Origin of the sequence: Thalassospira sp. UBA848 (genome assembly GCF_002295455.1) — a bacterium.
GTDB lineage: Bacteria > Pseudomonadota > Alphaproteobacteria > Rhodospirillales > Thalassospiraceae > Thalassospira.
Genome location: NZ_DBGS01000108.1, coordinates 1 through 5633 on the forward strand (window position 1 = coordinate 1; position 5633 = coordinate 5633).

4 protein-coding genes and 1 pseudogene are annotated in these 5633 nt (G+C 54.6%); 1 reads left to right on the forward strand and 4 read right to left on the reverse strand.

Annotated elements, in window-relative coordinates:
* The 4 genes from B2R48_RS14925 to B2R48_RS14940 all read right to left on the reverse strand — a co-directional run.
* The coding region (locus tag B2R48_RS14925; protein ID WP_297001947.1) for a carbohydrate ABC transporter permease at positions 1 to 773 on the reverse strand (773 nt) is incomplete at its 3' end.
* Positions 774 to 939: 166 nt separating this feature from the next.
* Positions 940 to 2250, reverse strand: a complete 1311-nt coding sequence (locus tag B2R48_RS14930; protein WP_062955963.1) for an ABC transporter substrate-binding protein — start codon at positions 2248 to 2250, stop codon at positions 940 to 942.
* A gap of 197 nt (positions 2251 to 2447) precedes the next feature.
* Positions 2448 to 3398 (reverse strand): sugar-binding transcriptional regulator, encoded by a 951-nt coding sequence (locus tag B2R48_RS14935; RefSeq protein WP_297001950.1) that lies wholly within the window; start codon positions 3396 to 3398, stop codon positions 2448 to 2450.
* A 191-nt stretch (positions 3399 to 3589) separates the two neighbouring features.
* Positions 3590 to 4612 carry an aspartate-semialdehyde dehydrogenase gene (locus tag B2R48_RS14940; RefSeq protein ID WP_062955961.1) on the reverse strand — a complete coding sequence of 341 codons (1023 nt, stop codon included), beginning with the start codon at positions 4610 to 4612 and terminating at the stop codon, positions 3590 to 3592.
* 671 nt (positions 4613 to 5283) lie between these two features.
* Between B2R48_RS14940 and B2R48_RS14945 the strand changes: the two are divergent.
* Positions 5284 to 5633 (forward strand): annotated as a pseudogene (locus tag B2R48_RS14945) (class I SAM-dependent methyltransferase); the annotation flags it as partial.

Below are 5633 nucleotides of genomic sequence, written 5' to 3' on the forward strand. Positions count from 1 at the left end.
TCGAACTGCAACAGCGCCTGCGTATAAACAAGGAAGGCGATGTTGGTCGTTGCCAGACCCGGGCCACCACCAGTGGTGACAAAGATTTCGGCAAAGACGGTGAGCAGGAAGATTGTTTCGATCAGGACAACCACCGTGATCGCACGGCTAAGATGCGGCAGGGTGATGTAAAAGAAGATCGCGACCGGACCGGCACCGTCCATCTGGGCGGCTTCTTTTTGATCGCGGTCAAGCGATTGCAGGGCTGTCAGAAGGATCAAAACGGCAAAGGGCAACCACTGCCAGGACACCATAATGATGATCGAGGTCAGCGGTGCATTGGTGAACCAGTCAATCGCGGGCAACCCAAACAGGCTTGCGATCCAGGCAAACATGCCTGACACCGGATCCATCAAAAGGTTCTTCCAGACCAACGCGTTCACGGTCGGCATGATGAAGAACGGTGCAATCACCAGCAGGCGCAAGATACCGCGCCCGAAGATCGGCTGATCAAGCATCAAACCCAGAAGGATGCCACCCACCACTGTGATGACCAGAACAGACCCGACCAGCAACAGGGTATTGGCAAGGGACGCGAAGAATGCCGGATCTGTCAGGAAGAATTCGTAGTTAAGTGTACCGATCCACTCTTCCATTCCCGGCGACAACAGGTTGTAGCGCAGGAAGGAGAAGTAAATCGTCATGCCCAGCGGGACGGCCATCCACAAGAACAGGACGATGATCGACGGTGCGGACATGATGCGCCCGGTAAGGGTCGAGGCCCGTGTCGACATGATGTGCTCCCCGAAATTGACGTTTTGTCCTTATTAGGCCCTGAGCCTAGTCCTTAAGGGAAAAAAAGGGTGGTGCGTTTTGCAACCACCACCCAAGTTTCTCTCAGGTTAAGGAGGTGCGGACCGGAATGCCAATCAGGTAAAGAATTCCGGTCCGGGAAGTGTATCAGTAGTAACCAGCTTTACGCATGGTGCGGTCGGTAGAGGATTGTGCAGCAGAGAGGGCCTGCTCAACGCTCATCTGACCAGCAAGGGCTGCTGAGAACTGCTGACCAACCGTGGTTCCGATACCCTGGAATTCAGGGATCGCAGCGAACTGAACACCAACATACGGCTTCGGTTCGAGGGTCGAGTTGATCGGGTCGGCGCTGTCGATTGCCAGAAGGGTCTCGTCTGCGAACGGTGCCGCTTCAAGATATTTCGGGTTTTCATAAAGCGACATACGGGTGCCCGGGGGTACGTTTGCCCAGCCTTCCTTGGAGGCAACCAGTTCCAGATAGTCTTTCGAGGTCGCCCAGGAGATGAACTTCTGAGCAGCTTCTACTTTCTGCGAGCCCATCGGAATGCCAAGGTTCCAGGCCCAGAGCCAGTTGGCGCCGGTGCAAGTTACAGCGCACGGTGCCTCGGTGAAGCCGACCTTGTCTGCAACTTTGGATTCTTTCGGGTTGGTGACGAAGGACGCTGCAACAGTTGCGTCAATCCACATGCCGCATTTGCCGGAGTTAAACAGCGACAGGTTTTCGTTAAAGCCGTTCGACGTCGCGCCCGGAGGACCATAGTTCCCAAGAATGTTGGTGTACATGTCGAGGGCGTTTTTCCATGCCTCGCCATCGAAGGTCGGTTTCCATTCTTCGTCGAACCAGCGCGCGCCATAGGCGTTACCCATGGTCGAAATCAGCGCCATGTTCTCACCCCAGCCAGCCTTGCCGCGCAGGCAGATGCCGTAAACGCCTTCGTCAGGCTTGTGGAGTTTCTTGGCGATTTCAAGGGTCTGGTCCCAGGTCAGGCGGCCGTTGATTTCAATACCGGCAGCTTCGAACAGGTCGGTGCGGTACATCATCATCGAGCTTTCGCCGTAGAACGGTGCAGCATACAGCTGGCCGTCGTTAGACACAGCAGAGCGGATGGCAGGCATCAGGTCATCGACGTCATAGTCGGAGCCAAGGTTATCAAGCGGTGCAAGCCAGCCTTTTTCAGCCCAGATCGGAACTTCATAGGTGCCGATTGTCATGACGTCATACTGACCGCCCTTGGTGGCAATGTCGGTGGTGACGCGCTGACGCAGGGTGTTTTCCTCAAGCGTGACCCATTCCAGGGAAATGTCAGGGTTCTTGGAGGTAAAATCATCCGTCAGCTTCTGCATGCGGATCATGTCACCGTTGTTGACGGTTGCGATGGTTAGTTTCGTTTCGGCATTGGCGTGTGCGATACCGCCCGCCAGCAACGCACACAGCGCTGCTCCCATTACGCGTTTCATATTTCCTCCCAAAGGACTATTTACCCGCTGAGCAGCTTCGGCTGCTCATATTGATCATTTGTTCAGGTCGTGAGCATTCACTCAATTTCAGCTGTGCTTGTCAAACAAAATCGTTTTTGCGCCGCACAAAAAAGCGCCCCGTCCAAGAGATTGGCGGGGCGCAAAAGCATTTCAAGGATGGCCAAAAATTGTAGTTGCTAGCGCAGCAAACTTTCCGCTGTGGCTTCGTCTGTAATGAGAGTCGAAATCAGTTTGCCGCGCATCGCGCCGCGAATCGCTGCGACCTTTTTGGTCCCTTTGGCAACCGCAATGGTGTTGGTTGCAGGCTGCACTGCCGGGGCGCTCGTCACACAGTGATTGACCGGATGATCAAGGATATTTCCGTCCTGATCAAATGACCAACTGATGACTTCACCAATTCCGCCGCTGTCGCGCAGCGAGACCAGCTCTTCCTTGGAAATAAAGCCATCAATGTGAAGCGGTGCGTCATTACCCAAATGGCCGACACCGATAAACCGGATATCGGCCTCACGCGCGAGTTTGAGGATATTGTCCATCGGTGGCTGTTGTTGCATGCGCTGACGCATTTCCGGATCAGCGATGATCACCGGGATCGGCAAGGGATAGTGCGGCGCGCGCGTGCGATCAGCAAGATCCGTGACGGCATCATAGAAACTGGCAGCCCCGTCATGAGCGATTGTGCCAACCAGCGAGACGATCTTGTGGTGCTGGGCATCAATACGCCCGATTTCGTCCACCATGGCACGCATGGCACGCCCGGTGCCAAGGGCAATAATCTGTGGCTCTGTGGTATGCAGCGCGCGTTCCAGATAGTTGGCGGCCGCCTGTGCCATGCCAAACATCGCGTCCGGGGCAGCCGGATCGGTTGGCACCACATCGCAATTGGCAATTCCGTATGTCTCGCAGATGGCCTTGCCCAGTTCCATGCAATGGGTAATCGGGTGATCAAGGCGGACCTTTACCAGTCCTTCGCTGACGGCGGCGGATACGAGGCGCTGAGCCGTTGGGCGCGACACGCCAAGCTTGTGGGCGATTTCATCTTGCGTATTGCCCGCACAATAATAAAGCCATCCTGCACGGGCAGCTTCATCAAGGCGGGATGCTTCTTTGCGTGTGCGTTTGACCATCCGATTCCCCAGATTTTTTTGATCCGTCGTCACGAGGACGTCGGATGATTTTTAGCTTTGAAATTTGTGTTCTTTTTCCCTAGCGCCTTTTGGCGCTTCTGACCAGTATCTTGCCGGGGCCCGGAACGACAAAACCCGCCCCAGGATGGGCGGGTTTTGGTTTCAATTCGGTGTGTGGCCGGAGGCTGCCATTACTTTTTCGGCAGGAAATCGGCGATCAGTTTTTCGGCGATTTGCACGGCGTTCAGTGCGGCACCCTTGCGCAGGTTATCGCCAACACACCAAAGCGACAGGCCGTTTTCAACGGTCGGGTCCTTGCGCACGCGCGAGACAAAGACATTGTCTTCGCCCTGGACTTCCTGCGGGGTGACATAGCCTTCGTCCTGGCGGTAATCGACGACCGAGACACCCGGGAAGTCTTTCATGGCCTTGCGGGCATCTTCGACGGTGATCGGTTTCTCGAACTCGATATTGACGGCTTCGCCGTGACCGACAAAGACCGGCACACGGACACAGGTGGCATGTACCGCGATTTCCGGCGCAAGGATCTTGCGGGTTTCGACCGTCATTTTCCATTCTTCGCGGGTCGCACCATCATCCATGAAACTGTCGATATGGGGGATGACGTTGAAAGCGATCTGCTTGGTGAATTCTTCTTTCTGGGGCGGATCATTTACATAGATGCCGCGCGTCTGGTTAAACAGCTCGTCCATGGCGGCCCGCCCGGCGCCGGACACCGACTGATAGGTCGAGACGACAATGCGCTTGATCGCTGCCATGTCATGCAGCGGCTTAAGGGCAAGCACCATCTGAATGGTCGAGCAGTTCGGGTTGGCGATGATGTTTTTCTTGGCATAACCCGACAGCGCATCCGCATTGACTTCCGGCACGACAAGCGGAACACCCGGTTCCATACGCCAGTAGCTTGAATTGTCGATGACGACACAGCCGGCCTCGGCGGCCTTCGGTGCCAGCTTTTTGGCGGTTTCGCCGCCGGCGGAAAACAACGCGATATCGGCCTTGGAGAAATCAAAGGTCGCGGCGTCCGAAACGGTGAGTTCGTCATCTTCGCCATAGGAAACCGTGCGACCGATGGATTTCGAAGAGGCCAGTGCAAAGATTTCGTCTGCCGGGAATTTGCGTTCGGCAAGAGTGTTGAGCATTTCGCGCCCAACATTTCCGGTCGCGCCGACAACGGCGATTTTATAGCCCATCAGGGTGCCTCTTTTCAGTCTGGCAGGCAGCGGGGATCAAAGCCCGTACCTGTGGATAATGTCTGATAATCTGCGGCGACATGTAAGGGTTTCGGGGCGATTGCGCAAGCATGTCGTTGGTAGGGGGATAATGATTACTACTTGAGATCGCAGAAAAATCTGGCAGAATTATTACAGGGGTTCATGTAGCGAACCTGAAATCAGAATCGTTTTGCATATTGCCGGGTTGATTTCTGACTTTCGGCTTGGCGGGCATTGATGCCGCCAGTGCCACTACTTGACGACTTTTCCGGACGACCAGTCAAAACGATCGTGAAGATGGGTTCAACGCAGATATGCGGCATTGCTGCATATGGGGCGATCACCAGGGTCTGGACCCATTAATTTGGTTTGAATGGTTGACCGAGTTTGTGCGGATGCGCGGAGGAAAACCGCAGGAAGATATAAATCTTCCAAGGCCTTGCGACCAAGTAGCCCGTGCAAATCCGGTTAATCCGAAGGACAGACGTTATATTTGCAAACCCCGGCGTCAAATCCCTTGTGCGGGATGCCAACCGGCTCTGCGGCATTTTCCGTGGATTTCGCAAATATAACGTCTGCCTTTCAAATCAAATTAATGGGTTCGGACCCTATCCCGACTTTTGAAAAAAGGACGGCCAATGACGTACCCGATGACTTTGGATTGGACACAGAAAAAGGTTCTCGATTTCTTTCGGGAACATGTCACACGCGGGACTTTGGTGTTTCGCGTGGATGACAAGCACGAAGTTGTGCTGGGGGATGGAGCAGAACCACGGGCGGGCATGACCGTTCCGGACTGGACCAATACACTTAAAATGGCACTCAGCCCGGATCCGGGCTTTGGCGAAGCCTTTATGCGTGGCGGGTTTGACCTTGTTAATTGCGAGATGGAGGACCTGATAAAGGTGCTGCGTCTTAATTTTGAGGGCGGACATTCGACCAGTGGATTTGGCAGCTTTATTGAAAAACTTCAGGCGCTGAAATTCCAGATTGGACAATT